This window comes from Rhizobium leguminosarum (assembly GCF_010668065.1).
Classification (GTDB): domain Bacteria; phylum Pseudomonadota; class Alphaproteobacteria; order Rhizobiales; family Rhizobiaceae; genus Rhizobium; species Rhizobium leguminosarum_S.
On sequence record NZ_WUEN01000015.1, the window covers coordinates 1 to 25,018 of the forward strand.

General features: G+C 56.3%; 29 protein-coding genes. 19 read left to right on the forward strand and 10 right to left on the reverse strand.

Annotation, left to right across the window (positions count from 1 at the left end; genetic code table 11):
• From GR198_RS29480 to GR198_RS29515, 8 genes are all read left to right on the forward strand, one after another.
• Positions 1-813: DUF930 domain-containing protein (locus GR198_RS29480; RefSeq protein ID WP_164070067.1), on the forward strand; the 813-nt coding region annotated here is incomplete at its 5' end.
• Positions 814-1,083 carry a hypothetical protein gene (locus GR198_RS29485; protein WP_155248939.1) on the forward strand — a complete coding sequence of 90 codons (270 nt, stop codon included), beginning with the start codon at positions 814-816 and terminating at the stop codon, positions 1,081-1,083.
• A 76-nt stretch (positions 1,084-1,159) separates the two neighbouring features.
• Positions 1,160-1,957: an APH(3')-II family aminoglycoside O-phosphotransferase gene (locus GR198_RS29490; RefSeq protein ID WP_164070069.1), complete on the forward strand. Its 798-nt coding sequence runs from the start codon at positions 1,160-1,162 to the stop codon at positions 1,955-1,957.
• A gap of 183 nt (positions 1,958-2,140) precedes the next feature.
• Positions 2,141-2,947: an AraC family transcriptional regulator gene (locus tag GR198_RS29495; protein ID WP_164070071.1), complete on the forward strand. Its 807-nt coding sequence runs from the start codon at positions 2,141-2,143 to the stop codon at positions 2,945-2,947.
• An 83-nt stretch (positions 2,948-3,030) separates the two neighbouring features.
• A complete protein-coding gene (locus GR198_RS29500) occupies positions 3,031-3,927 on the forward strand; it encodes a DMT family transporter (RefSeq protein WP_164070073.1) in 897 nt (298 codons plus the stop codon).
• A gap of 3 nt (positions 3,928-3,930) precedes the next feature.
• Positions 3,931-4,623 carry a B3/B4 domain-containing protein gene (locus tag GR198_RS29505; RefSeq protein WP_164070074.1) on the forward strand — a complete coding sequence of 231 codons (693 nt, stop codon included), beginning with the start codon at positions 3,931-3,933 and terminating at the stop codon, positions 4,621-4,623.
• 88 nt (positions 4,624-4,711) lie between these two features.
• On the forward strand, positions 4,712-5,110 hold the full coding sequence (locus GR198_RS29510) for a DUF427 domain-containing protein (protein ID WP_011652877.1): 399 nt from the start codon (positions 4,712-4,714) through the stop codon (positions 5,108-5,110).
• Positions 5,111-5,191: 81 nt separating this feature from the next.
• Complete coding sequence (locus GR198_RS29515; RefSeq protein ID WP_131720226.1) at positions 5,192-5,425, forward strand: DUF6894 family protein; 234 nt, start codon at positions 5,192-5,194, stop codon at positions 5,423-5,425.
• Positions 5,426-5,592: 167 nt separating this feature from the next.
• On the opposite strand, the gene GR198_RS29520 is transcribed toward GR198_RS29515, so the two are convergent.
• Positions 5,593-5,838: a DUF6894 family protein gene (locus tag GR198_RS29520; RefSeq protein WP_003541586.1), complete on the reverse strand. Its 246-nt coding sequence runs from the start codon at positions 5,836-5,838 to the stop codon at positions 5,593-5,595.
• Between the two features lie 133 nt (positions 5,839-5,971).
• Here GR198_RS29520 and GR198_RS29525 point away from each other — a divergent pair, with 133 nt between their 5' ends.
• From GR198_RS29525 to GR198_RS29545, 3 genes are all read left to right on the forward strand, one after another.
• Entirely contained in the window at positions 5,972-6,691 is a 720-nt protein-coding gene (locus tag GR198_RS29525; protein WP_029873352.1) for a Crp/Fnr family transcriptional regulator, read from the forward strand.
• 133 nt (positions 6,692-6,824) lie between these two features.
• The gene (locus GR198_RS29530) at positions 6,825-8,045 is read left to right on the forward strand and encodes an MFS transporter (protein ID WP_164070076.1); all 1,221 of its coding nucleotides are present in this window, start codon (positions 6,825-6,827) and stop codon (positions 8,043-8,045) included.
• Between the two features lie 274 nt (positions 8,046-8,319).
• Positions 8,320-8,991, forward strand: coding sequence for a DUF922 domain-containing Zn-dependent protease (locus GR198_RS29545; protein WP_164070077.1), 672 nt, complete (start codon positions 8,320-8,322; stop codon positions 8,989-8,991).
• Positions 8,992-9,110: 119 nt separating this feature from the next.
• Here the strand turns inward: GR198_RS29545 and GR198_RS29550 are convergent, their stop codons facing one another.
• Positions 9,111-9,797, reverse strand: a complete 687-nt coding sequence (locus GR198_RS29550) for an HAD family hydrolase (RefSeq protein ID WP_164070078.1) — start codon at positions 9,795-9,797, stop codon at positions 9,111-9,113.
• A 214-nt stretch (positions 9,798-10,011) separates the two neighbouring features.
• On the opposite strand from GR198_RS29550, the gene GR198_RS29555 reads away from it, so the two are divergent.
• From GR198_RS29555 to GR198_RS29570, 4 genes are all read left to right on the forward strand, one after another.
• On the forward strand, positions 10,012-10,365 hold the full coding sequence (locus GR198_RS29555; RefSeq protein WP_164070080.1) for a DUF1428 domain-containing protein: 354 nt from the start codon (positions 10,012-10,014) through the stop codon (positions 10,363-10,365).
• 115 nt (positions 10,366-10,480) lie between these two features.
• Positions 10,481-10,903, forward strand: a complete 423-nt coding sequence (locus GR198_RS29560) for a secondary thiamine-phosphate synthase enzyme YjbQ (protein WP_164070082.1) — start codon at positions 10,481-10,483, stop codon at positions 10,901-10,903.
• A gap of 124 nt (positions 10,904-11,027) precedes the next feature.
• Positions 11,028-11,333: a hypothetical protein gene (locus GR198_RS29565; protein ID WP_003541573.1), complete on the forward strand. Its 306-nt coding sequence runs from the start codon at positions 11,028-11,030 to the stop codon at positions 11,331-11,333.
• 176 nt (positions 11,334-11,509) lie between these two features.
• Entirely contained in the window at positions 11,510-11,857 is a 348-nt protein-coding gene (locus tag GR198_RS29570; protein ID WP_131624047.1) for a hypothetical protein, read from the forward strand.
• Between the two features lie 474 nt (positions 11,858-12,331).
• Here the strand turns inward: GR198_RS29570 and GR198_RS29575 are convergent, their stop codons facing one another.
• The gene (locus tag GR198_RS29575; RefSeq protein ID WP_164070084.1) at positions 12,332-13,072 is read right to left on the reverse strand and encodes an SIMPL domain-containing protein; all 741 of its coding nucleotides are present in this window, start codon (positions 13,070-13,072) and stop codon (positions 12,332-12,334) included.
• A 195-nt stretch (positions 13,073-13,267) separates the two neighbouring features.
• Here GR198_RS29575 and GR198_RS29580 point away from each other — a divergent pair, with 195 nt between their 5' ends.
• Positions 13,268-13,714 (forward strand): GNAT family N-acetyltransferase, encoded by a 447-nt coding sequence (locus tag GR198_RS29580; RefSeq protein WP_164070085.1) that lies wholly within the window; start codon positions 13,268-13,270, stop codon positions 13,712-13,714.
• A 99-nt stretch (positions 13,715-13,813) separates the two neighbouring features.
• On the opposite strand, the gene GR198_RS35585 is transcribed toward GR198_RS29580, so the two are convergent.
• On the reverse strand, positions 13,814-13,960 hold the full coding sequence (locus GR198_RS35585; protein WP_003541569.1) for a hypothetical protein: 147 nt from the start codon (positions 13,958-13,960) through the stop codon (positions 13,814-13,816).
• Between the two features lie 254 nt (positions 13,961-14,214).
• On the opposite strand from GR198_RS35585, the gene GR198_RS29585 reads away from it, so the two are divergent.
• Complete coding sequence (locus tag GR198_RS29585) at positions 14,215-14,406, forward strand: hypothetical protein (protein WP_164070086.1); 192 nt, start codon at positions 14,215-14,217, stop codon at positions 14,404-14,406.
• 103 nt (positions 14,407-14,509) lie between these two features.
• Here GR198_RS29585 and GR198_RS36005 read toward each other — a convergent pair whose 3' ends face one another.
• Complete coding sequence (locus GR198_RS36005) at positions 14,510-14,704, reverse strand: hypothetical protein (protein ID WP_164052828.1); 195 nt, start codon at positions 14,702-14,704, stop codon at positions 14,510-14,512.
• 514 nt (positions 14,705-15,218) lie between these two features.
• Here GR198_RS36005 and GR198_RS29595 point away from each other — a divergent pair.
• Positions 15,219-16,925: a hypothetical protein gene (locus GR198_RS29595; protein ID WP_164070087.1), complete on the forward strand. Its 1,707-nt coding sequence runs from the start codon at positions 15,219-15,221 to the stop codon at positions 16,923-16,925.
• A 280-nt stretch (positions 16,926-17,205) separates the two neighbouring features.
• Here GR198_RS29595 and GR198_RS29600 read toward each other — a convergent pair whose 3' ends face one another.
• The 5 genes from GR198_RS29600 to GR198_RS29620 form a co-directional block, all read right to left on the reverse strand.
• Complete coding sequence (locus tag GR198_RS29600; protein WP_164070088.1) at positions 17,206-20,337, reverse strand: Eco57I restriction-modification methylase domain-containing protein; 3,132 nt, start codon at positions 20,335-20,337, stop codon at positions 17,206-17,208.
• A 139-nt stretch (positions 20,338-20,476) separates the two neighbouring features.
• Positions 20,477-20,875 carry a hypothetical protein gene (locus tag GR198_RS29605; RefSeq protein ID WP_164070089.1) on the reverse strand — a complete coding sequence of 133 codons (399 nt, stop codon included), beginning with the start codon at positions 20,873-20,875 and terminating at the stop codon, positions 20,477-20,479.
• On the reverse strand, positions 20,872-21,414 hold the full coding sequence (locus tag GR198_RS29610) for a hypothetical protein (protein WP_164070090.1): 543 nt from the start codon (positions 21,412-21,414) through the stop codon (positions 20,872-20,874). The genes GR198_RS29605 and GR198_RS29610 overlap by 4 nt, the downstream gene beginning before the upstream one ends.
• A gap of 405 nt (positions 21,415-21,819) precedes the next feature.
• Positions 21,820-22,812, reverse strand: coding sequence for a hypothetical protein (locus tag GR198_RS29615; protein ID WP_164070091.1), 993 nt, complete (start codon positions 22,810-22,812; stop codon positions 21,820-21,822).
• 129 nt (positions 22,813-22,941) lie between these two features.
• Entirely contained in the window at positions 22,942-23,454 is a 513-nt protein-coding gene (locus tag GR198_RS29620; protein ID WP_164070092.1) for a hypothetical protein, read from the reverse strand.
• An 859-nt stretch (positions 23,455-24,313) separates the two neighbouring features.
• On the opposite strand from GR198_RS29620, the gene GR198_RS29625 reads away from it, so the two are divergent.
• Positions 24,314-24,949 (forward strand): recombinase family protein, encoded by a 636-nt coding sequence (locus GR198_RS29625; protein ID WP_027681878.1) that lies wholly within the window; start codon positions 24,314-24,316, stop codon positions 24,947-24,949.
• Positions 24,950-25,018 lie beyond the last annotated feature (69 nt).

The window sequence follows — 25,018 nt, forward strand, 5'->3', positions numbered from 1 at the left end:
CCACCACCTCCGCCACCGCCTCCGCCGCCGCCTCCAAAAGCTGCGAAGCTGCCCGAAGCGCCCGTCGCTACCCAGCTACAACGTGTCGCCCGCCCGGTCTTCGAATTTGCCGAGAAGGATTCAGCGCCGGAACAAAGCGAGCGGGGTATACCGCAGCAGGCAGAAGCACCAAAACCGCCGGTCGTTGAGCCAAAATCCAAAGAAGCGCCGCCTGTCGAATCGCCGCAACTCCAAAAGCCAGAGGTTCCGGAGACTATGCCTGCTGCTAATCCGCTGCCGCAAGATATCGAACTTCCCGAGGTAGAGACTGCTGAGGCCAATCCTGAAAAGAACGGGCCGGCAGCTACAGGACCCGATGAGGCAAAGACGAATTTCGAGCAGGCGAAGCCGTCGACGAATTCAACGGCAACCTCCCCAATGCCACCGGCCGCAGCGGCAAAGGAATCAAATAAGCTCACGAAAGCGAAGACGCTATTTACCGACAACTTTGTCTCAGACCCCACGGTCAAGACGGCGATGAATAACTTGCCGCGGCAAACAAGGGGTGGTCAGCTTTGCTGGAGCGAGCTTAGAGAACAGCTCCTTCATTCGTCTGCGGCATATGATCCTAGTCGTATTGAGGTGCCTCGATACGATCTGCCGAATGGCAATTTCCTCGCGCTTAAGCGAAGTGCGTTCTATGACGGTAAGCAATTGCACCAGCTGGCGTTCAGTTGCGAAGTGAACGATAATGCGACGAAAATCGTATCGTTTGAATTCGGTGTCGGGAATGTAATTCCCAAAAGTGATTGGGCGATTTATGACTATCCATGATTGATCGCGCTCAGTATTGGTGCGCCGCCGCTACAAGCTCCGCGCAAGCAATTCACTTTAGCTTCTTCCCATAGCCGTGATGATCCGGTGAAGAAGAGGACAGATGATATGTCGAACGAGATCGAGCGTTTCTTTGAGCATCAGGACGAGGCCGTCAGTGCGCTGTTCCTGGAAAACAAGGGCGACGAGCTGACCGATATTCTGGTGGCTGCTCTGGAAGAGGCTTTCGAAATCCTTCTCGAAGCCGCGCCCGCCGAAACCGTTCATTGAGGTCGCAGAGGGCTCGCGCCGCTTGCGGTGGCCCGCCTTGTCGGGATAGTGCGCCAGCATCAATGGCCTGGATATCATGTCGATTTTCCAAGAGGATCAACCGCCGTCGGCGAGCGCGCTCGATGCCCGTCTGGCTGGATACCGGTTCGAACGCGATGCGCTCGGCCGCTCCGCCGCAAGTGTCTTCCGGCTGGAAGCTCCGGGATTGCCGACGCTTTATCTGAAGGTCGAAGAGGCTGGTGATTTCGGCGAACTCGCCGACGAAGCGGCCAGGCTTCGCTGGGTCAAGGCTTCCGGTCTGCCCTGTCCCGATATCATTGCAGAGGATAGCGACGGTGCGCGCAACCGGTTGCTGATCAGCGCGCTGCCCGGGAGTGATCTCGCCAGTGCATCAGTGCTGACGCCGCTTGCGAGGGTTGAACTGCTGGCTGCGGCACTTCTTGACCTGCATCGCCTGCCGATCGCATCCTGCCCCTTCGATCACCGGCTGGAGGCACGTATCGCGACGGCAAAAGCGCGGATGCAGGCCGGCATCGTCGACGAGACCGATTTCGATGAGACGCGGCTTGGAAAGAGTGCTGAGGCACTGTTTGCCGAACTCGAAAGCGGGACGCCTGGCCGCGAGGATCTCGTCGTCACCCATGGCGACGCCTGCCTGCCGAATTTCGTCGCGTCGAAAGAGGGATTTTCGGGTTATATCGACTGCAGTCGTCTCGGCGTCGCCGACCGCTATCAGGATATCGCGCTCGCCTGCCGCAGCATCGCCCACAATTTCGGCGAGGCGCTGGTGCAGCCCTTCCTCGAACGTTACGGCATGCCGGCCACGGATGCGGCGAGACTTGATTATTATCAGCTGCTCGACGAATTCTTCTAAAGCGCGTCGCGATCTTTCAGATCGCTCCTCGCGCTTTAGCTCCTTGTTTTTACGCATGTCGTTATCGCAAAACCGCTGCACACTTTTGCGCGACATGCTTTAGGCCAGCCAGTCTGGCCGCAATGATTGCGTCATCTCACTGTGGCTGGCAGAGTGTCCGGCGATCGGACCTGCGGACAGAGAATGTTGAAAAACCAGTTCAGGATGCTGCGCTCGGCGCTGGCAGGCGTCGAAGCGGTAGAAGCGGAAACGCATCACAGCTTTGCGCGGCATACGCATGAGCAGTTCGGCATCGGTTTGATTTCCGCCGGGGCGCAGTCGTCGCTCAGCGGCCGCGGCATGGTGGAGGCTGAGGCCGGCGACATCATCACGGTCAATCCGAACGAAGTGCATGACGGCGCGCCGATCGGCGAGGGGCGGTCGTGGCGCATCCTCTATTTCGATCCCGCCATCGTCAGTGGTCTGTCGCAAGAGATCACCGAAAGCGGGGTAGCACGATCGGAAATCCCGCATCCCGTCATCCGCAATGCGGCGATCGCCGCCCGTTTCGAAGCGCTGTTTCGCGCGGTGACCGGCGATGGAGCGGCGGACGAGTTGCTGCATGAGGAACTGCTTCTGCAACTTGTCGCCGATGTCATGCGCGAGCGTTGTGGAGCCGAAGAGCGGCCACTGGTGCCGGCATCGATCCGCGCGGCCCGAGACCTGATCGACGACGATCCGCTTGCCGCCGTCTCGCTCGCCGATCTCTCCAGGAAAAGCGGGCTCAGCCGCTTCCAGGTGCTGCGCGGTTTTGCCAAGGCGACCGGATTGACCCCGCATGCCTATCTCGTCCAGGCCCGCATCCATATCGCCCGACGGCTGATCGCTCAGGGCATGCCGCTTGCGGAAGCGGCCTTTGCCAGCGGCTTTGCCGACCAGAGCCACATGACGCGCGTCTTCGTGCGCAAATACGGCCTGTCGCCGCGCCTCTATGCCGGCGCCTTTCTCTGAGCAGCTGCTTTGCACCTGCAATTTCGTTCAAGACCCCGACAGGCTCCTGCTGTTTTCTCGGCGCATCCAATAGGAGACGCTGAATGTCGAGGCAGGTTCAAGGTTATGTCTATCTGGCGCTGGCGATGCTGACTGTGGGAAGCACCGTCGTCGCAAGCAAACTCATCGCTTCGGGTCTGCCGCCGTTCAGCGCCACCGCATTGCGCTTCGCCATCGCCTTTCCTGTCCTTCTCCTGCTGATGCGGGCGACCGGCGCGCGGCTGCCGAGGTTTTCCCGGCATGACCGCCTTATCCTTGTCATTCAGGCCGGGGCCGGCAGTGTCGGTTATACGACGCTGCTGATTTCCGGCCTCAGCCTGACCTCGGCGGCCGATGCCGGCGTCATCATCGGCACGCTGCCGGTGGTGTCGGCCGCAATCTCCATCCTGCTGCTGCGCGAACGGCCGCAGCGTGCCCTGCTTCTTGCCGTGGCGCTGGCAACGGCGGGCGTGCTGTCGATCGCCTTCACGCCGGATGCGGCCGGAGGCTCGCTCTCCGGCAACGCGCTGATCTTCCTGGCGGTCGTCTGCGAGGGATTGTTCATCCTGCTGAACAAAAGGCTGAAGACGGAGATTGCGCCGCTGGCCCAGTCGACGCTGATGGCCGGCATCGGTTTCATCGTTGCCGCCATCCCGGCTATTTTCGAAGCGCCTTTCGCACATGGTATTTCCGCAAGCGCCGTCGCCGCCGTCGTCTACTATGCGCTGGTGCCGACCGTCGGCGGATTTCTGCTGTGGTATGCGGGGGCAGAAAGGGTGAGCGGCACCGAAGCCGCGCTCTTCACCGCGGTTGCGCCAGTTTCCGCCGTCATGCTTGCCTTCATCATCCTTGGCGAGCCGGTCGGGCTCAGCCAGATCGCCGGTATCGCCTGTGTGCTTGCGGCCGTGCTCGGACTTGCCTTTTCCGGGAGCCGTAGCGTGAAACTTGCCGGAGGGAGATAGGCCATGCAGTTCAGCCATTCCGATGCCATGTGGCAGGCCTTTCCGGAGCTTCGCGCCGGCGCGCTGCATGCGGGAGGGATCGATGCGGATGCCGATGTCGAGGCGGCAATCGCAAGCTTCAACGCGATTGCCGAGGCCCGGCTGGCCAAAGCGCAGGAAGGCGAATTCCCCGAAATCCAGGCCTGGCGGCGCGGCTTTTCCCGCATGGGGCTGAAGCCGACGCAATATCGCTGCGCTTCCGAGGCGCTGCTGCGCCGCTTCCGCCAGGAACATGCGCTGCCGCGCCTGCATCCGCTTATCGATCTCTGCAACGCGATTTCGCTCGCCTTCGCCATTCCGATCGCCGTCTTCGACGCTGAAAAGATCGCTGGCGATCTCGAAGTCCGGCGAGCCAAAGGTGACGAGACCTATCTGACTTTTGTCGGCGAAATCGAGCATCCGGAGGCGAACGAAGTGATCTTCGCAGACGATGAGCACAGGGCACATGCGCGGCGCTGGACGAACCGGCAGAGCGGGCTTTCGGCGGTGCGGCAGACGACGCGCTCGGTGCTGATCGTTGTCGAGGCCCTGCACGTCTCGGCCGGCGACGACATCGCCCGCCTGGTCGAAACAGCTGCTGATGCGCTTGTACGTCACTGGCCGGTGGTGGCGAAAACGGCGATACTCAGTCCGGTATCACCGCGTTTCGAATTCTAAGATTGACCCCGGGTGTTGGGCCGGCGGCATGTCCGCCCTATCTCCATGGGACCGATACCTTCCGGAGACGAACCCCATGTCAGAAAAAATGTCAGACAAGTCGATCAAGATTCCGGGGCCGGATCATCCGATCACCGTCGAGCACAATCCTTCCCGCGTCGTCGTCACGCTCGGCGGCAAGACGATTGCCGATACGCGCGATGCGCTGACGCTGTGCGAGGCCTCCTATCCGCCGGTGCAGTATATTCCGCGCAGGGATGTGGACATGTCGCTGCTTCAACGCACCGACCATAGCAGCCATTGCCCCTATAAGGGCGACGCCTCCTATTACAGCATCATTCCGGGCGGGGAGCGCTCGAAGAATGCCGTCTGGACCTACGAGGCGCCGAATGCCGCGGTCAGCAGCATCAAGGATCATCTCGCCTTCTATCCCGACCGCGTCGACGGTATCGAGGAAATGGCCTCTCCGGAAGCCGGCGCCTTCTGACGCGGCACATGACATTGAAATCCTTTCCGGCGGAACATGTTGTCTGCCGGACCGTTAGGTTCATCTAGCGGGGGATATGCCGTGCCGAAATTCTACTTTCAACTTTTCGATCGTGATGGCGCCGGGACGACCGAGACGGCATATGATTTTGAATCCGTCGAAGCAGCGAAAGCGGAGGCGCGGCGCGTGTTGGCGGAGATGGCCACAGAAGGCTTGCCGGCTGCACCTTTGAATATGATGTCGGTGGAACTCTTCGATGAAAGCCGTAGGCCGCTTGCGGAAATCCGGCTCATTCTCGAAGAAATTCCGAAATAGCCGTGATCGGCTTGCCGGCTGCGATCCCTGTCGATCCAGGCCAAAGCAATCAAAAGACTATGTCAAATTTAATTGCCGGCTATGAAGGCGGGTCTTAGCGTCGCGCCAATCGACCGAGTCGGATTGATGCGTAGGAGTGACCGTCGGCAGCCCTTAAACGGCAGCCGCTATCGTAAGACGTCGAGCCATTCATTGTTGAAGATGAGGCTGGCAACCGTGACCGGATCGCCGCTTTCGTCGCGAACGGTGATGGCGATGGTCATGCGATCACCCGCCGGCAATTCGTCGCGGGCCACATCCAGAAGGATGCGGGTCAGCTCTTTCGGAATGTCTTCACGAGATTTGAGCTCGGTACCGTGCTCGTCGCGCGTGGGACCTTCGCCGTTGTGTAGATCGAAATAATAGCGAGCCATGTTTTTTCCTGCGGGTCACAGGGAGAAATCACAGATGAAGACAATTGTTCCCGAGGCTAGGCATTGATTCTTATAGAAAATACAGGTCGCATCGAAATGATCAGGAACTCTTGCGCTACCGGCGGGCAAGCCCGTGATTGAATCCCTGCTGCTGAATCTTGGCAGCCGCGATGTGCTGTCGGCCGAAGAGGAAAGCCATCTCAGAGCGATCATCGTCAAAGACAGGTATTTTGCTGCCGGCGAGGATCTCGTCTCCGAAGGGAGCCGGCCGGGCTACAGCACACTGTTGATCGATGGTTTTGCGGCGCGCTACAAGGTGATGGCGGATGGCAGCCGCCAGATCACCGCACTGCACGTCGGCGGCGACTTCGTCGATCTGCATGCTTTCCCGATCAAGAAGATGGATCACGGCATCGTTGCGCTGTCGTCCTGCCATGTTGCCTTCGCCGATCACGCCGATCTCAAGGCGATCACCGAGCGCATGCCGCATCTGACCCGGCTGCTCTGGCTCGATACGCTGGTCGATGGCGCCATCCACCGCGAGTGGATCGTCGCCATGGGTCGGCGCTCCAAGCGTGCCCATATCGCCCATCTCGTCTGCGAACTCTTCGTGCGGCTGCAGGTGGTGAAGCGGACGCGCGGCGCAAGTTTCCAGTTTCCGTTGACACAGATCGAGATGGCCGACGTGCTCGGCGTTTCCGTCGTCCACCTCAACAAGACGCTGCAGGCGCTGAGGCGCGAGGGCGTGTTCACCTGGGAGAACCGGACGATCACCATTGTCGACTGGGAACGCCTGCAGGAAATCGCCGAATTCGATCCCGGCTATCTCAGCATTTTCAGGGAACCACGGTAAGAGGTATCACACAATCCGGTGACACCAGTTCATTGCGATTGACAAATCGTCCCTTCGGGCAGAACACCGCTCCGACCTACTTAAAAACTCTCTATGAAGGCTGGCGCGACCGTAGCCGGCCGGTGACATCGCAATGGACATATCCCAAAACCCGGGGAGCGTTCTTCGCCACCCCGGCTATCTGAACTTCGCTGCCTCCCGCGTCTTTTCCTCGCTCTCCTTCCAGTCCATTGGCATCGCTATGGGGTGGATGATCTACGACCAGACACACAGCGCCTTTGCGCTCGGCCTCGTCGGCCTCTGCCAGTTCCTGCCGATGGCGGTGCTGACCTTCGTCGTCGGCCATGTCGCCGACCGGTTCGACCGGCGGCGCATCGGGCTCGTCTGCCAGTTGATCGAAGCGCTGACGGCGCTGGTGCTGGCGGTCGCCACCTGGCAGCAATGGCTGACACCGGCCGGCATCCTTGCTGCCGTCACGGTGCTCGGCGCCGTCGTCGCCTTCGAGCGGCCGACCATGGCGGCGCTGCTGCCGAACATCGTGCCGGCTTCCATGCTGCAGAAGGCGGTTGCAACCTCAACCTCGATGATGCAGACGGCGCTGATCGTAGGCCCCTCGCTCGGCGGCCTGCTTTACGGCCTCCACCCCGTCGCGCCCTTTGCCATAGCAGCGCTGCTTTTTGCCGTTGCGAGCTTCAACGTCATCTCGATCCGAATGCAATGGAGCCCCGCCAAGCGCGAGCCGGTGACGCTCGCCTCGGTCTTTGCCGGCGTCTCCTTCATCCGCAGCCGGCCGGTGATGCTCGGGACGATCTCGCTCGATCTCTTCGCAGTGCTGCTCGGCGGCGCGACTGCGCTGCTGCCGATGTTCGCCAGCGATATCCTGCATGCCGGTCCCTGGGGCCTCGGTTTTCTGCGCGCGGCCCCGGCGGTCGGCGCGCTCGCCATGTCTATCGTGCTCGCTCGCCGGCCACTGAGCAGCAATGTCGGACGCAAGATGCTTGCCGCCGTCGCCGTGTTCGGCGTCGCCACCATCGTCTTCTCGCTCTCCACCAACATCGCGCTTTCCGCGGTAGCGCTCCTCATCATCGGCGCGTCCGATACGGTGAGCGTCGTCGTGCGCAGCTCGCTGGTGCAGCTGCTGACGCCGGACGAAATGCGTGGTCGCGTCAGCGCCGTCAACTCGCTGTTCATCGGCACCTCCAACCAGCTCGGCGAATTTGAATCCGGCATGATGGCGGCAGCCCTCGGGCCGGTCGCCACAGGCGTCGTCGGCGGGCTCGGCACGATCGTCGTCGTGCTCCTGTGGATGCGGCTGTTCCCCGATCTCACCAAGGTCAAGACGCTGCAGGGCTAGAGCCTTTCCGGTTTAGATTGAAGCATTCTGTTGGCTCAAACGGAGTCGGATGGTCGACCGGTTGGCGCGCGTCGTAGCCCAGATCTACGGCCAAGCCGGCCGGTCGATCAGCCGGCCCGTTTCAGCCAACCCGAAGGGCCGGGCATCTTTCCGCCAGGATCAAAGGCGATCGGCTCGGACGTACCAAGGGGTATGCCCTTCGCCAATCGCCTTTGCCCTGACGAAAACCTGCTCCGGCAGAATGCTGCAATCTAACCCGGAAAGGCTCTAGCACATGCATGACGCGTTGAAAGCGGCGACCGCTCCCGCTAGGTTCGGCCCGAAACATCATTCGGCGGAGCCGCGCGTGACGACAAATTTTCTATCCTATATGCTTGCGGCGGTTTTCACGTCGGTGCCGGCGGTGGCGCTGGCCGAGTGGCAGGCGGTCGAAGAGGTGCGGCCATATTCGATATCAGGCACGTCGGGGGCCGGGCTCTATGCATCGATCGGCGAGCGTGGGCCGAAGGCCAGTGGCTTCGGCCGGGCAATCGCGCATACGACGTTCAAGCTGACCTGGACCAGGAAATACGAACCGCAGGGCAATGCCTGCGTGATCGTGACCAACCGGCCGAAGCTCATCATCAGCTATACGCTGCCGAAACCATCTGCCGAGCTGCCAGCCGCCGTGAAGAGCAGCTGGGAGGCCTTCATATCAGGTGTGCAGGCGCATGAGCGGGTGCATGGCGAGACCATCAAGGAGATGGTCAAGGAGATCGAGGCGACAAGCATCGGCCTCACCGTTGCCGACGATCCCGATTGCAAGAAGATCAGGATCGAGCTGACCCGGCGGCTTGGCGAGATCTCCCAGAGACAACGCCAGCGCGGCCGCGACTTCGACAAGATCGAAATGGGTGATGGCGGCAATATCCAGCAGCTCATCCTCAAGCTGGTCAATGGACCATAATAGGGCCGAAGCGGATAACGGGCGACCTTCTCAAGGCCGAGCCCAGAAGCTCGGGTGCGGCTATCAGGTTGCAGCCAAATGCATGGGTGTCACCTTTGGGAGCGGGCGCTTCGTCGCTATCAAGCCTCCGTGAGTGCGTTCAGATCGCGGACAAGGGCTATCAGCTGCGGCAGCAACTCTATTCGATACCGCGGCGAGGGCAGCGAAGCGGGCCAGGTGTCTTTCGGGCCGCAATAGACGGCATGCATGCCGGCGTTGTCTGCTCCAAGAATATCGGCCTCGGGATTGTCGCCGACGAAGAGACAGTTGTCGACGGGCAGGTCGAGACGGCCAGCAGCCAGCTCGAAAATTTCCCGCGCCGGTTTGCGAAGGCCGATATCTCCTGAAATGACCACCAGGTCGAGCCCTTCGTTCAGTCCCGCCGCCGCGATTTTCGGTCGCTGAACATTGCCTTCGCCATTGCTGACGACGCCGATTAGAACGCCATATTGCTTCAGCGCCGAAATGGTCTGTTTTGCCCCTGACATGGGAACAGCCATGCCGGGATACACTGTCTCGAAGTCGTGGAAGAGGGCTGCTGCAAGCTCGCTTGGAAGACCGAATGTCTCCGCCAGGCGCGGATAAAGATCGCGCTTTCTGACCAAGCCGGCCTTCTCCAGTTGCAGGAATTCAGCGATGTAGCGCTGTTCCTCGACGCCGTGCTCGCCAAGACGAAACCGCTGATATTGGAGCGGCAGGAAGGCGAGGACGGTAGCCGTCTTGTCGATGAGGGTCTCGTCAAGATCAAAAAGGACCGCTCTAATCATGGTGTCCCGCCCGATGCTCACTCGAAGGATTGCTCTGCAAAGCCGGTAAAGCGGAAAACCGGATCGGGGTCAAACCTCACAAATCGAATGGACGATCGACAGCGGCGCAAATCCGAGATGAAAAGGCGGTTGAGCGCTTCGTCCCTGGACCTGCCTGGCCGCCGTCCTATCTCCTCCGCGATAACAAGGCGCAGAGACGCAAAGGAGGAGCGAGATGTCCTATGTCGATGGTTTCATCGTGGCGGTGCCGAAGGAGAATATCGAGGCCTACAAGGAATTCTCGACCTTCGCCGGCTCGATCTGGAAGGAATATGGCGCGCTCGAATATGTCGAATGCATCGGCGACGACGTTCCTTATGGCGAGCTGACCTCCTTTCCCCGCGCCGTGCAAGCGAAGGAGGACGAGGTGGTGGTGTTTTCCTGGATCGTCTACGGCTCGCGCCAGGAACGCGACGATATCAATGCCAAGGTGATGGATGATCCCAGGCTCAAGGGCGACCAGTGGCAGATGCCATTCGACGGCAAGCGGATGATCTACGGCGGCTTCGAGACGCTGCTCAGGCTCTGATCGCCCGGGCAAGCTTGACTTTGCCCCGGCAAGATTGACTTGCACGCGCAAACTTGACTTGCGCCGAGCAGCGCGCCAACTCGCGAGAGATGTCATCTCGAAGCGGGAGAGCGCCTTGCCCCAGACGATGCTTACCTTGTCCACACGCGGACAGGGCCTTTACGAGTTCACCCACCAGGCGGAGGCCTTCGTCAGCGCGTCGGGGCGGGAGGAGGGGCTTCTCACGGTCTTCGTGCGCCACACCTCCTGTTCGCTGCTGATCCAGGAAAATGCCGATCCCGATGTGCGCACCGATCTTCTCGCCTTCTTCCGCCGCCTCGTGCCGCCGGCCTCCGATCCTGACATGGGCTGGATCGTGCACAGAGCGGAGGGGCCGGACGACATGCCGGCGCATATCAAGGCGGCGCTGACGCAGGTCTCGATTGGCATTCCCGTCGCCAGGGGGCGGTTGATGCTCGGCACCTGGCAGGGGCTCTATCTCTTTGAACATCGAGACCGGCCGCATCGGCGGGAAGTCGTGTTGCATCTCAGCTCATGAAAGAGTTAATCCTTGTGAATGCAAACTGAATGCTCGGTTCGAACGCCATTCAGTTTGCTGGGTCTACTGTCGAGACAATCCCTGAAGGGAGAGCTTAGGTAATACCAATCGACGGAGACATCCCATGACGCATTTCCTGACCAAGGCTTCGCTTGCCGCTCTGCTCGCCCTCTGCACCATTCCGGCCACTGTTTCCACGGCGGCCGCCGCCGGACCGCAGACGAACTTCGTCGTCGAGGCGCAATATCACCGTCCGATCCGCGGCTGCTCGCCGATGCACGCTGTGCGCAAGGCGCGTGATTTCGGCCTGCGGAGAGCCCATATCACCCGCATGTCGCCGCGGGTCGTCGTCGTCGCAGGGCGCGACCGTCGCGGCTGGGACAGGATCACCTTCGCGAATGTCCGCGGCTGCCCGCTGATCCGGCGCTGAGGACTGCAGCCGGAGGCGCCGATGCGGCGCTTCCGGTCTGTTTTTGCCTTGACGGTGACACTTTCAGCCGTCTCTTCTCTGACCTGTATGAGTGATTCCCAAATGACGCTTCGGCGTCATGCGGAGTAATGGTAGGGCGGCTCGACCGCACCGACTTTCAAACGAAAGGTTTTTCGATGATGCAGTTTCTGGCAAAGGCGGGTCTTGCCGTCATGCTGACAGCCGGCACTCTTGCCGGCACGGTGGTCCCGGCCGCCGCCCAGTTGAATATCATTATTGGCGAGCCGGACCGTGGTCCGCCGCAGGATTACCGCCGTCCGCCTCCGGGGCCGGGCTATGGCCGGCCGTCGCGCGGCTGCAATCCGCAGCTCGCCGAAAACCTTGCTCGCGATTACGGCTTTCGTCGTGCCCGGGTCGTCGACATCACGCCGCGCCGCGTGATCGTCCAGGGTTGGACGCGTCGCGGCCAAGATGAAATGAGCTTCGGCAATGTGCGCGGCTGCCCCGCTCTGCGCCGCCGCTAATCAATGGAAGAAAACGCCGCCCCGTCTCCCCGATGCGGCGGCTAAGAACCGCCTTTGCCAGTCTCCCCGGATCGGCAAGGGCGGTTTTCTTTTGCGTTCAGTCTGACTACGCTCTTTCCTCCGGCATCATCGCGGGCCTTGTGTATGAATCCAAGACCCCTCCCCAACCCCTCCCCACAAGGGGGAGGGGCTAACGTGCCGCACCGCCTCGCCACGCGATCAACGCAACAGCGAGTGCGGTCGAAGTGCGACAGTGCCGCAGGCTAACCCTCCCCCTTGTGGGGAGGGGTTGGGGAGGGGTCTTGCTTTGTGAGCGGCAGCCGCCGGCGCGAACCGGACAGCAGTGGTCTTGTGCCGAGGATCAACCGAGGCAAATGCTTGGGGCACAAGCCCGAGCATGACGAAGGTCACTGGCCGACTTTGTCAGCAGCCTGAGCGCCGCGCATCTGAAAAAGACACGCGGCGCTGTAACGATTACTGTTCGATCGCGAAGGTCACGGTGACGCTGACATTGTAATTGTTCTCGCCGCCCTGGACGGGAACGGCGGCGTCGGAGGCCTCCTTCATCATCGTGGCGCGATAGACCGGCTGCGGCATGGCGCGCGGCACATTCTCGTTGATCTCGAGAATGCGGCCGAGCTTGACGCCGGCGGCTTCGCTCAGCGTCTTTGCCCTCTTGACGGCATCGGCGACCGCGGCCTTGCGTGCCTCTTCGATCGCGGCGTCCGGCTTGTCGTTGGTGAACTGGATTTCGCCGCCCTGGTTGATGCCGAGGGTGACGGACTGGTCGATCACCGCGCCGAGCTTGGCGAGATCGCGCAGCCTGACGGTGACCGAATTGATGGTCTGGTAGCCGATTAGCTGCGGCTGCTGCTGCTGGCCGTCGACCGGCTGCGGATAATTGTATTGCGGCTGGATGGAAAAGCCGGAGGTCTGCAGATCGCGTTCGGCAATGCCGCCGCTCTTCAGCGCGGCAAGCACGTCGTTCATCGCCTTGTTGTTCTCGTCGAGCGCTTCGCGTGCGGTTTTAGCCTGCTTGACGACGGCGAGATTGACGATGGCCATATCGGGAGCGACGGAGGATTCGCCATCGCCGGTCACCGAAATCACCGGCTCGCGCGGCTTTGCCTCCTGCGCGAAGGCGGGCGCCGAGGCGGCGAGCGGCAGTGCCAGAAGGGCGGTCATCAGGACAGTTTTGGTATAGATCGGCGCCATGTTTTCATTCCTTGGTTGTCGTTTCCCGGAACAGCTTTCTGTCGGTTGATTGTGAAGCTATTACGGCGGAAAAGACAGGCGCATGCGTAGCGAGAGAAAAATCTGCGGGGGCATGCGTGGGGGCTGAACCCGGAGGGCGTCTGCCGCCCTTTAAAAGCCGCAACGGCTGGACCGAAACCGAAGGCTCGCTATCATGTGGCGACCATCGACGACGAGGAAGCAATGTTCGAAACGCTCGATCCCGTCCCGCCCGAGATCGCCACCGCGATTTCCGACGGCCTGAACGCCTTCAACGAGAGCGCTGAGATCAGACGTGAGGCCTTCGCCATCGTCTGGCGGGAGAACGGAGGGCTTGCCGGCGGGATAACGGCGTCCGTTTCATTCTCTGTTCTTTTCATCGGCAATCTGTGGGTCGCGCAATCGCTGCGCCTGAGCGGCATCGGCAGGAAGCTGATGGCGGCGGCGGAAGAGGAAGGCCGCCGCCGCGCCGCCGTCATGGCCTGCGTCGACACACTCTCGACCCAGGCGCCGGACTTTTACCCGAAGCTCGGATATGTCGAATTCGGCAGGGTCAGCGGGCATGCCGAAGGCCGGCCCGTCGACCGGATCTGGTTCCGGAAGGAGTTTTCCGCTGCGGCCTGATCAGGAGCCGCTGACGGCTTCAACATCCGATGTCATTGCAGGGATATGTGAGGTCGCTCTCGCGCGGGACGCCGATCGATGACCGCGCCAATCGTCCGGCTAGGCGCCGAAATCGTCCATGAAGGACGGATGGATGGCGGGCTTCCGCTCCTCGCGTGCGTTCCGAATACGTTGGGGAACAGCGCCGAGACCGGCGACAAAACGGGTGAGGAGATTGCGGTTGAAAAGTTTCTGTATGGCACTCATGGCAGTTTACTCATTCTTTTTTTTGTTAGCTGGCAGCATATATTTTGCCCAGGCTGCCATAACAATGGGCAATTTTGCATGACAGTTATGTGACGGTGCATGGCTTGGTCGGGGCTGGCCTAAAAGGTGATCACATTGGCGTTAGAACGGGCCGCCGAGGGCCGTCAGCCACGATAAATCCTCGTCTGTGGTCGCCGTGGCGTGGTAGATTGCCCGCTTGGGGTAAAACCATGCCCTCCGAAGGAGAAGCTCAGATGAACCGATTTTTCGCATTTATCGCGACCGGAACGCTGATCAGCCTTGCCACGATCATTTCGGGCTGCACTTCGTCCGGAAGTCTCGACCAGACGTCGTCGGTCGGCGGCGGTTATTATGAGCGTCAGCCGCTTAATCCGGCGTGTGGCGGTGGGTTCAGGCCGAGCGATGGGCGTTCTTGCAGCTATTAGAAATGTACACCGATTGGGCATGATGCCGCCGGACGAAGTCGTGTGATACTGGCCATCGCCGGAAACAAATTGCCGCAGCAATCAGACTTCTAATTTTCCAGCGCTAATAACTGCACGGACGATCATTGCCGAATCCATCGCGGCAGGCAGGCCGAAGGGCAAAATCTGCGCTCTGAGCGGTATAGCCGACCGAACCCGTCTGCACCGAGTCGTTTGAACTCGTGGTGCACGACGATGCCGACATGGCAATGACGAAGACGGCTGCCATGGCTGCCGATAGTTTGCGAGTTTGAAGCATCTCCCCATCCCTCACTGTGCAGAGTGACCGAATAATTCTGGCAAGTAGGGCCGATGAAGCCTCCCGATAACTGACGGTGTCGATCAAGATTTTGTCATTGGTTGAAAAACCCTTTGCCGGCACTCGCTGCCACGATCAAGGTTGCCTCGGCTACGCCTACAGATGTCGTTGGCGCCCTGAGGCGCGGATGCCATATCCGCGCACGGGGTCAGGTCGAATTGAAACGCTTGGGTTCCACGGCAAAAGAACAGCAAGCGGCAACTAACAGGGCTTTGGAAAACAAGGCAGAAGTCCTGTCGCAAGTCCTTCCAACCAGTAGAGAGCTTAAGTTTATAGGGAGAACAACCTGCGACAGGGAAATTCGGCTTCTACGCCGGGCCTATCAAATTAGAAGAGCTGACTGTAACGGGTCGCCCTTGACCTTGCCCCGCATGAGGGGTGTGGCCACTGGCAATTTGCACACGTAGACATTAGCTTCGTTCCACATCGACAAATTTGATCTGAGAGTTGATCTATGTCAGTCGAGAGCGCGAAGGCAGCAATCAAGGAATTCCTCGCTTCTCCAAAACCTGAAGTTTTGTGCATTCGAGGCCATTGGGGAACGGGAAAAACGCACAATTGGAAAGCGGTAGCGCGTGCCCAGCGCGAAATCCCAAACGGTGTCGCACTTAACGAGTATGCTTACACCTCGCTATTTGGTTTGAATTCCATCGGCGAACTTAAGGCCCAAATTCTTCAGAATACCGTTGTCAGGGCGCAAATCGGCGATATTACGAGTTTTGCGACGATGAATGACGCCATCGGGTCTGCGGAGCGAGGCGCTAAGAAAGCGATATTGACCGGCATGCAAGGGCTTTTTGGAAGCCGCACGGAGACAATTGTTTCCGCCCTTGGCCTGCTTACCAGCAGTCAGATTATCTGCATCGACGACCTGGAGCGAAAAGGTTCGAAGCTTAGCAGTGGCGACGTGCTCGGATTCATCTCTTATTTGAGAGAAGAACGAGAATGTAAGATCGCGCTGCTCCTAAATGACGAGGCGTTGGAAGGGCCTGATAAACAGCAGTTCAACGCTTATCTGGAGAAGGTTATGGACCGCAATGTGCTGTTCTCTCCCACGCCGCAAGAAAGCGCCAGCATTGCGATCCCCGGCGACGATGAGATAAGTCAATTGGTCCGGGAACGATGCGCCGAGCTTGGCATCGACAATATCCGCGTCATCGCGAAAATTCATAGCGCGGTAGTGCAGATCGTGCCTTTCCTAGCCGCCTACAAAGCTGATGTATTGAGAAACGTGGTAGCGTCGATTGTCGTGTTTGGTTGGATGAATCATCAACCTGAAATCGCTCCGACTCTCGAATTCCTCAAACGGCATTCGCGCCTCGCCATGAGTGACGCCGAAAATGAGTTGTCGCCAACGGAGATGAGGTGGGCTGCTCGACTGGACTCGTATGGATTCACACACGTAGATGACTTCGATCTCGCGCTGATGGACGGAATAGCAGACGGGTACTTCACGCAGGAGCGGATAGACCTACACGCATCTGAACTCAACAACAGGGTTCTTCAACAAGAAGCAACCGCCCGCTTTCAAAGTGCATGGGGGCGGTTGCATTATTCGTTCAGGTCGGGCGAGGAAGTAATCGTTGGGATAGCCCAAACTTTCAAAGATGAGGCTGCCTTTTTATCTGCCGAGCATCTCCATGGCGTGGTTTCGCTCCTTAGGAGCTTCCAAATGGATGATTTGGTGCCAAGTGTAATCGAAGCGTACATATCCGCTAACGACGGAGCCAAGGGTGCCTTTGATACAACCCGCATCTTCCTCCGGCACGAAGCTTTGGATGAGGAAGTCGAAAATCGGCTCGATCAAGCTCGTCTCGCGATGAAAGAGCCTCGGCACATCGATCAGATTTTCCTGCAGCTTAATGACCAAGCCTTCAGCGACGAGACTTTATCGACGCTTAGTTCAGCTCCAGTTGAGGAATATGTGCGGATCTTCAAAGCATACGAGGGAGATGAACTCCGCGCGATTTTGATCGGCGTCTTCCAATATTCCCGCATTGCCAATGCCAGCGAGCCAATGAAGACGATTGTTGGCAAGGCACGCGACGCGCTTACGCTGTTGGCTCAAGAATCTAGGATTAACACGCATCGAGCCATGGGTTGGGGTGCAACAATCCCCAAAAAGGGGACTGAAGATGCAGACGAGGATTTGGCTTCCTGAGCTATGAATGCTTGAGGCGGTACAAGCCCACAGAGATTTCCAGAAATTCGCGCCTCTTACAGCGCGTGTAGCCAGTTTTGTAGCCGATGCGCCAGTGAGAGTTTCGGAAATTTTTCTAAGTTTTTGAACGAAATGGTGGGCCCGGAGGGAGCGCCCACCATCGCCCAAAAGCCTTAGAACCGTGCTTTCCGGGATGGCAAGGGAGACACAATGTCCCCCTTTTGTGTCTCTGCATTGCACGCTGCCGCAGAGCACGCAATGGGAAATCCCAAGCGTGTAACTATAAGGTCGGGTCAGATAAAGGCGCATCGGGGAGCGCAACGGTACCTAGCAAAGCGACTTCGTCGGTAGACAACCCATAGATGTCATTTATCTTATCGTCTATGTCCGCTTCTGCGGATTGCACGTTCTCTTCGATAAGCCTACGTGCCTTGACCTGTTCAAGATGATAGTCGAGCCATTCCGCTTTTTTTGCTAAAGTGAGTTTCTTTTTTTGCTTCTCCAATTCACCAATCAACTCCTGGGGGGTCAAATTATACCAAGAGATCAATTTCTCGGAATGCCGTATCCCGCCAAAATCAGCGGTAAGTAAAGCTAAGAACGACTGATCTAGCTTATTCATACTCGCGATGTTGGCGATGATCGATTTTACCTGATCATTTATCTTCTCTCGTACATCGACATCAGGAACAATGACTGGGTAATTTCTAATGTCCGCAACCACTGCTTTTGGAAATATATTCCTGTTCGCTTTCACTGCCCGCCTTGAATGGAAGAATGACATGAGCTTTGAGTTCAAAAGGCCACAAAGATAAACCATGTCAGAATTGCTATCTTTCTTTATGATATTTATTATACTTTTATTGTTGAGGTACGTCTCATTTACATAGGTGCTCATAATCGACTTAGGATATCGTCCTGTTATCTCCCGAACGAGAACTCGCTCACCACTAAAGAGCGACATATCCCTTGGCTGCGATAGCCATGGACCCCAGCGAAGCCATTGTTTCGACCAGTTAAGTTCGTACCTTCCAACGTCACCGCCATTCAGATAGCGATAAGTCGTTGCATCTAACTTATGATCGGCGTCAAAGGGGTGACTCTTGACGTCTTCCGAGGTCTGTGGCGGAGTCCCTTTACCTTTCTCGTATGCCTGTAGCCCCGCCTTTGCGTGAAACGACTCACACAATTTCGGTGCAAGGGAAAGTTTCTCCAACAGCTTTCGGTCGGCTTCATCACTCTTCAAATCAAAAATCACGTTAGGAGTTTTTAGCCACTCCTGTTGTGGGATTTTCGATAGAGGAAGCTCAACGTCGCGTGCACTTGCAACCGTACCTGCTTCGACGAGATGATTGCTGGGCTGCTCTTTTTTCGCACAGAACACCATCGCCTCGACGCTGGCTTCCTTGAATGTCGGACCTAGAATATTGACTACGGATTGTATCGTTGTGTTGTAGACCAGATACTCTCTAGTCTTTTTTGCTGAATCAATCCCAAGAAAAGAATTAGGAATTATAAAAGATAAAAATCCATTTTTCTTTAGTATGCTAATGCTCTTCTCGATAAATAAAATATATAGATTTATCTTGTCGTCATGCATAACGTATTTTTGACGAACATATTCCTTTATCTTGTCTAGTGTATTATCGCGAGAGAGAACGTAAGGGGGATTGCCAATGACAACGTCAAAACCACCCGCTTTCATTATACTATCAAATCTTGCTTCCCAGTGGAACGCTGCTTCGCCAACGAGATTTGAGTCATCAATAAGTGAGTTTCCACTTTGGATGCTGTTGTCTAAGTAAGTCAGCTTCTCAGCTCTGTTCGCTGTCTTCAGCCATAAGGAAAGTTTTGTGATCTCGACCGACTCGGAGTTGATGTCTACACCGTACAAGTTCTCGTTCAAAATATGGGTGTCCCAGCGGAATAGACGCAACTGGCCACCGTGTAACGTGGTTAATTGTGAATTTATCGTCTGACCTTCACGGTATAGAAAGTCAAAAGCCTCATTCAGAAAGGCTCCAGATCCGCACGCTGGATCAATAATACGGATATCTCTGAGAGCTTTATCATATGCTTCCCACGCTTTGATATGCGCTTCTACATTCTTGTTATAGCGAACTTGTCCTGCATTTTTTCCGCTTTGGACGACTGTTATGGATTTGTAGTCAGCGTCCGTCAGCTCTGGCAGAAGCGAGAAGCCGATCTCTCCCTTTCGTTCGCTAAGCCAACCGCCAACAGCTTTTTCAACGATGTATCTAGTTACTTGCGGCGGTGTGTAGAATATGCCGTCCCTCTTGCGCTTTATTTTGGTTGGCGCTGGCGCTCCCACCGCTGCCAGCTTGATCTCCTCAATATCGCTGATGGACTGCTCAAAAATATGTCCTAGAATATTAACGCTCACCTCGCTGTCGAAGTCGTAACCGCCAATCGCCTTGAATCCCTCACAAAGCGAATCACTTAGTTCGATCGCATCTAGCTGCGGGTTTGGGGCGAAGAGGCCGCCGTTATAGGCCGGAATTTTGAGGTCGGTACGCCCTTTGTCGATTGCTGCGAATAGGCCTTTGAAGTTCGTCCACACTGGCTGGGGAGCAAATGGGTTGGACGCTTCAAATGTCTTCTTCAAGGTTTCTCTTGGCAGCAGACTTCGATCTTCAGCAAATGCGATGAAGAGGACACGATCCAAAATTGTCTGGGCGAAGGTTACGACGTCGAGCATTGGAAGCGATGCGGACGACGCTGAAATGTATGAAATCAGCTTAGTGCGAAGTTCCCGATAATCTAGGTATAACGCGTCTGTGATTTCTTTTTCAACAAGTGCACTCTCTACGAGTAGAGACAAAGTATTGCCGGACAACAAATTTTCTGCGGAGAGAAGTAGTACGAGTTTTATTATAGCTTGAACATCATCCGGTTTGGTAAGATCAAAAAGCTCATAGTCCTTCCGGCCATATCCCACGGCATATAGTCGGATTTCGGAAAAATTTGAAACGAGAGCCCACTTAGCTCCCTTTGCATCCATTGCGTATTCCCAGACCTGTTGCACAGGCGTCTTGTTTCGCCCCGGCATAATTGCATCAAGATCGTGGGTCTTCGCCCCTTTTAACTCGAATGGGGCGACAATTGCATCTTTAGACGGATCGAAATGCCCAAGGGCAACGTCTGCATTCCCTGGTCCAATGGGCTGGTTCTTGACTAAGGTCCAGGCCTCAGGTGACGTGCCGCTTTGTCGATATCCTAGCAGCTGAACCAGTATATGCTCGATGAACTGTCCGTCATTCTTAGTTTCGCTGTCATAAAGCCCCTTAGCGAGGTTCGCTGCCCATGACTGTAATATCGCTCTTTGAGCTGTTGTAGGTTGTATCGCTTGCTGAAGGTGCTTCTTCAAAACGCGTGGATGAAACAGGGGCATGTAAGGTCTCTTGCTCTGTACGATTCGGCTCATAGCATAGACTAAGAGCACCGTAGAATTCGACAGCGGGATCGGCGCTTAGGCTTCTGGACGACAAGAAGTCGGCCAGCGGAGATATCGATTTACAAAAGCTGTGGAGTTAATTCGAGTCGTCGGATTTAAGGAGGTCATCCAGCACGCCAAGTCGATAAATATGCAAAGACTGTACCTTGTTGAACAGCTCTCTAACTATCTGAATACTTGGTGCGGTCGTTACCAAATCTTCTTGAAAAGGGTTGACGTGTTGGTAAATCTCTAACGCGTAATATGGGCCACTCCATGCGTAATCTTCTGGCCCAGAATCGTACCACTCCTGCCTCTGAACCTGTTTTAGGACATACCTATTTTTCTGGTGCTTAGCTTCATATGCCTTGTCGACTTTTTCATTGCTTACGTCCTCATACTGTTGAGCTACATCCCATTTGATCTGCTGCTTCGACGTGAGTTCAGTCAACTTCGAAACAGCCCTGATCCAATCGTGTTGCGTGTAAACCATCATTTTGCTTTCTCTTCCTCAATCGAGGTGCTGACGTGCAGGCTAATCTCGTTCAGCTCTCTGAAAAGATCCCACATTGCATCACATTCGTTGAGAAGCGTGCCTGCTGATCGATTTGCAGAAAGCCACTTTGTGACCTTGCGATTTTTAGAGATTATCGACGCCGCGAGCTTTCTATTTTTGAAGCCGTTCAACCGTTGGAGAGCAGCGACTTGTACGGAAACTTCAGAAAACACCTGTGCCATAATAGCCTGATCGGCAGGCATCTCCGCGATATCCCCTAGCTGTGGGGCTAATTTGTCAATCTTCCTGCGCAAGTCAGGTAGGCGAACACGAGCGAAATAACGATCAGAAAGCCTCTTAACGCCAAGCGCAGCATACCCTGAGAATACTAGTCCAAGATATCCCATGAAAAAGGCAATAACAGACAGCCAGTCGATCAGCCGGTAGGTGCCAAATTCTGACGGCAATGGTTTGCTGAAATACCAGCCTATTAGAAATACCGCTGGCGCAACCAAAAATGTAACGATGAATGTGGCCACTGCTCATCCGAATGCGTTGGCGGATTGATCTCAATGCCCGCTGTTTACAACAGAGTTACAACCTAGAAAAGTCCGTACGCAATGCGCCAAATCTTGCACTGACTCATACGGTTTGCAATACTGTTCGCGGAGCCTTTCCGAGGCCGCGACCATCGTTGAGGAAGCGATCTAGCGGGAGACTGTGAGCGCTCCGTATCAGGCTGCATAGTGTTTTGAGCACATTTAAGGTGGCAGCAAGGAAAATAATGAGCTTTTACGGGTCGGCCCTAGAGCCGGTCGCTCAACATCTCGATAGGGATCTGTGTCTTCCTTAAGCGGTGCCGCCTACGTTCTCTATGCGAGCAAAGGCGCAGAGCGACATGCGATCACGGCCAGATCAGCAGTGCAAATTATAGCGTTTGATGACTATCTTTCTGTTGGCGTCAAATCCCATGTGACCATCGATCCAAAAATACTCTCTTGCTCAGCTTTCCGTACTTCAAAGTGCTCATCAGTCCGACATATAAGGCAAGTCTCGTCCCACCTCTCTGTGGACACAGCATGCACAATCGATTTACAATCTGGATCGTAACATTTCCTACGAAGCACTGGTGTACATTCCCCACACACCAAACAGTTCACCACTGATTCCTGCTCAGTCGCCCCCAGTTGAGCGGTGAGTTCAGCTTCGCCATAGTCCCCCATCTGCCTTTCACAGTTTAGGCAATAGAACCAGCGTGATTTCTTGTCGAAGCCAAGTAACTGCTTGAATGACGCAGGTTTTAGCTCCGCCAGCAACTCCGCGAACTCGCCATGAAGGTTGGCCATGACATGATCAGAACTGTAGAGTGCTGAGAGATGATCATCGTTGAGGTACGCTTGACGCGCCTCAAACCACGGCGTGTCAGGATGTGCCCACTTGTGTGTAATCAGAGCTGCCTCGAAAAGCTCCGCCGCACTAGCGGTAGGTGCATGGCCCTGATGAACGAACATGTTGCGGCGTTCGCGGATGGTATTCAGGAAGGTTTGTGTCTTGCTATCAAGGCGAGGCGTACAAACCATGTCATGAAGGCGAGGCAACTCGGAGGCGCCCACGGTCAGAAACTCGGAGAAGCTGATGTCCTCTAAGGCGCTCTTCTTGGGCCAGTGCTGGGGCTCGCGAGCTAGCAGGAGATAAGGACTGACCGCCGCAATTTTCCCCTTTAGATATAACTCGTGAGCCTGTTGCAGCAGTGCCAGCGCGTTCGCCAGCGACGGTGCGCATTTCTCCCAATACTCCCGCAACTGTTCATCATCTGCATCCTGACGCCATTCTTCCCGCTGGTTTTCGTAAAGCTTAGACACCATCGAATATGAGAGTTGTAGCAGCGCGTCTGCGCGCTCGGTCAACTCATCAGCTGTCGGAATGTTAATGATCAACAGGCGGTCCTCTATGCATCAAGGCGGAGAGTGGCGGTAAGGGCATCGACGCTGCAAACACATTGTCGTAGGTCCTCAGCGACTTGCGAATCAGGGTTCTGTAGAAGCTCGCTGGTAGTTTACGCAGTGTCACCACATAAGCCCGACTATTATCCTGAAAAAGGTAGTCATTGTCGGTATCGCAAGCAGCGAAAACCCCACGCAGAAGAATAAAGCTACAGCGACGCGACTAGAAAAGTATTGCACGTCAAGCATCATGAACCGGATATGGGCGATGTCCTTCGCGAACGTTGGGACCATCGCTTCAAATTCTCCCCAAACACCGCGCCAAGCCATTCGACGGTTGTATAGCTCATTGGCGATGGCGTCGCTGTTCAATTTCCCAGCAAGGCCTACCATGAAGTGTTGCCCGTCATCGCCCATCTCCGCAATGGCATCGTGAATCATTTCTGATCGTTCAATCATCTGTTGGATAAGCTCCCAGAATCCTGTTGCCACACTGTTTGGCATCTCATCTTGCTCTTCAAAGAAGCGGTCTGAACCTGCATCCCAGAGGCCCTTTACTCGAAAATATAGACGCAGCATGTCCCAATAGATCATTTTTGAAATTAGATCGCTTTGTGCGGTGCTTTGAACGTTCAACGTTATGTCTGGCGATTTCTGTATTTCGCGTGGGCATCGAACATAAAAAATGAGTGATCCTATGCCGAGAAAGCACAGGCCAAAATATGTATAGTATAGGCTTCTAAACGTCAGGCTAGCTCTGCCCGCGTCGTCTAGATGCGGGGCCACCAACTGAGACAGGCGGAGCCAACTTAACGTATTCTCGTTGAATATAAGCAGTGTCCCGATCAAAGGTACCAATGCTGTGAGACGCATTGGAGTTGTTCGTCCAAGCCTCGCAAGGAAAGACCATGGCACGCTCTCGGAGATTGAAATTCGATATCTACCGGGTCCCATGTCTCGGTAAGCGATCCAGAGTCTCCGAAGCATCGTGAGCACTTCTCCGTGCGGCTTGAACTCGGCAAGCTGTATCATTCGGCGCGCTCGTTTTCCAATTGCTGATCCTTAAGCGTTCAGTAGGGGTACCCAGCCACCGGACTGGTCTTCTGCGCCTGGACAAAACCAAAGCGAGAGCGCAGGCTTCCCATGGTGGTGGTTCGTAATAGGCTTGATACTGGGGGCGAGGTGGGCTCCGTGTTCCCAACAAAAAAACCAGAAATTTTTACGAGGGGGTATTTAAGTCTCTTCGAGCAACTGTTTCCCCCGTGGGATGCTGTTGGTTCGGCCGTACCAAATGAATGTCCCGCTAATTCTTACGATAATTCCGTACCGTCTTCTTCATGCAATGGGGGATACGGGGTGGGCATAGGGTGTTGTCCGCAGAGGTATACCATAACGTACATCTGGAATGGCGTACGAAAGCGTGTACGATAGGGTTGACTTCCATCAACGTACATGCATTTTAACGGACATGACCCTAACGGATAAGGATTAGGCAATGTCCAAGACGGTGATGTATGCCCGCGTATCGACCATAGACCAGACGCTAGACCATCAGCGGACGCAAGCCGAACAAGCGGGCTTTGTGATTGACGAGGTGATTGCAGACCATGGCGTGTCAGGTGTCAGCACCAGACTTGCGGACAGGCCGGAAGGCAAGCGGCTGTACGATAGGCTCCGGCATGGTGACGTGCTGGTTGTTCGTTGGGTCGATAGGTTGGGCCGTAACTACGAGGACGTGACGGACGCCATTCGGCACTTCATGCGGCAAGGTGTGGTCGTCAAAACTGTCATCAACGGAATGACTTTCGACGGGGCGACAGCGGACCCGATCCAGCAGGCCGTCAGGGATGCACTGATTGCATTCATGGCCGCGACAGCGCAGGCGCAGGCCGAAGCAACGAAAGCCGCCCAGCGGGCCGGTATAGAGGCAAGCAAGGGTGATGCTGAACGCTACCGGGGCAAGAAGCCGAGTTATGACCGAAAGACGTTCCGGCAGGTGGTAGACATGCTGGCAATCGGCAACGGGGCTTCGGAGATTTCTAAGGTCACCAAGCTGACCCGACAGACCGTGCTGAGGATCAAGGGAGATCAGGTCGGAGCTGAAGCAGCATTGTCAAAATGGGGAATGTAAGAAATGTCAAGTAACTGAAAAAACTATAAAAACAGCCTCGCGTTCTTATTTGCACTAGTAATGGCGGGA